1 protein-coding gene and 1 pseudogene are annotated in these 1,684 nt (G+C 65.0%); both read left to right on the top strand.

What is annotated here, in order from left to right; genetic code table 11:
- Positions 1-262, top strand: a pseudogene (locus ABT116_RS44610) (HAD family hydrolase); the annotation flags it as partial.
- A 27-nt stretch (positions 263-289) separates the two neighbouring features.
- The coding region (locus tag ABT116_RS44605; protein WP_351646645.1) for a TerD family protein at positions 290-1,684 on the top strand (1,395 nt) is incomplete at its 3' end.

Here is a 1,684-nt window from a genome sequence, read left to right as displayed (position 1 = left end):
GGTCTCGAAGTCACGCGCACTGGCAGAGGTGCGCCGCAGATTGGTCGAGTCGGGTGATCTGGATCAGTCCGCCGTGGTGATCTCGGCTGGTGACGGTGCGTTGGATGCGGACATGCTCGAATACTCCGATTTCGCGATCCGGCCGAGGCACGGTGAGCTGGAAGAACTGAATTGGCAACGGCCGACCGTTACTGTGACAGAAAGGTCCGGTATCGCAGCGAGCGCGGAGATATTGCGGTGGTTCTCTTCCGCGCTCGGGTAATACACGCTCTCTATGAAGGGGATTTAGTTGTCTGTATCGCTTGCCAAAGGGCAGAACGGCCCGCTGGACGTCTCGGATGTAGTTGTGTCGGTTCAGTTGGCTGCAGCCGCTGACCTGTCTGCACTCCTCGTGACGAGCAACGGAAAAGTTCGTTCCGACGCCGACTTCGTCTTCTTCAACCAGCCGACCGGACCCGGCGTGCAATTGGTGCCCAACCCGGGTGGCATTGCCTCACTCCGAGTCTCGCTCGCCGGCGTCCCGGCAGACATCGAGCAAGTCCGCGCCGTCATCACGCTCGACGACGCTTCGTCGAACTTCGGGCGCACTGCTGCACCGACCGCTCGGGTCTCCGATGCGGCCGGGAACGTGTTGTACGAGTACGTGATCGACGGCCTCACCGCCGAGTCCATCGTCATCGCGCTCGAGGTGTACCGACGCCAGGGTGCGTGGAAGGTGCGCGCCGTCGGCCAGGGTTACGCCGGTGGATTTGCCGCGCTGGTCACCGATCACGGTGTGTCCGTCGACGATGCTCCCGCGCCGCCGCCGCCCACTCCGGTCGCGGCTCCGGCTCCGATCGCCCCGCCGTCGTCCGTCGCTCCTACACCGCCGGCATACAACCAGCCGCCGCAGCAGCAGCCTTCGTACAACGCTCCGCCGGTTCCGCCGGCCCCGCCCGCGTACAACCAGCCGCCCGCCTACAACCAGGGCCCGACGCCGCCGGCCTACCCGCCGGCGCAGCAGCCTGCCTACAACCAACAGCCTGCGTACAACCAGCAGCCGACGTACAACCAGGCGCCCCCGGCGCCTCCCGTGCAGAACCAGCCGCCGGCCCAGCAGCCCGAGGTGAGCCTGGTCAAGGGACGTCCTGTCAGCCTGACCAAGGGCCAGAAGGTCACCCTCCGCAAGGAAGGTGGCGTCGCGCTCACCATGATCCAGATGGGGCTCGGCTGGGACCCGATCAAGAAGAGCGGCCTGTTCGGCAGCCGTACCGCCGACGTCGACCTCGACGCTTCGGCTCTCCTGTACGCCGACGGCAACCTCGTCGACGTCTGTTACTACGGTCAGCTGACGTCCAAGGACGGCTCGGTCCGTCACATGGGTGACAACCTGACAGGCGACGGAGATGGTGACGACGAGGTCATGCTCGTCGATCTGCAGCGCGTCCCGGCTCACGTGACCACCGTGATCTTCACCGTGACCTCGTACCGCGGACACACGTTCGAGCAGGTCTCCAACGCTTTCTGCCGCCTCGTGGACAGCACCACCAACTCCGAGCTCGCTCGATACACGCTCCAGGGCGGCATGGCCTTCACCGGAATGGTGATGGCAAAGGTGTATCGCGTGAACGGTGAATGGAAGCTGCAGGCCATCGGTGAAGGTATTCAGGCCAAGCATGCGGGAGAAGCTGCGCCGCAGCTGGGC

Source organism: Streptomyces sp. NPDC002130, assembly GCF_040296465.1.
In the GTDB taxonomy this organism is placed as follows: Bacteria; Actinomycetota; Actinomycetes; order Streptomycetales; family Streptomycetaceae; genus Streptomyces.
Note: the sequence above shows the minus strand (reverse complement) of the source record. Positions and strands in the feature narration are given on the sequence as shown.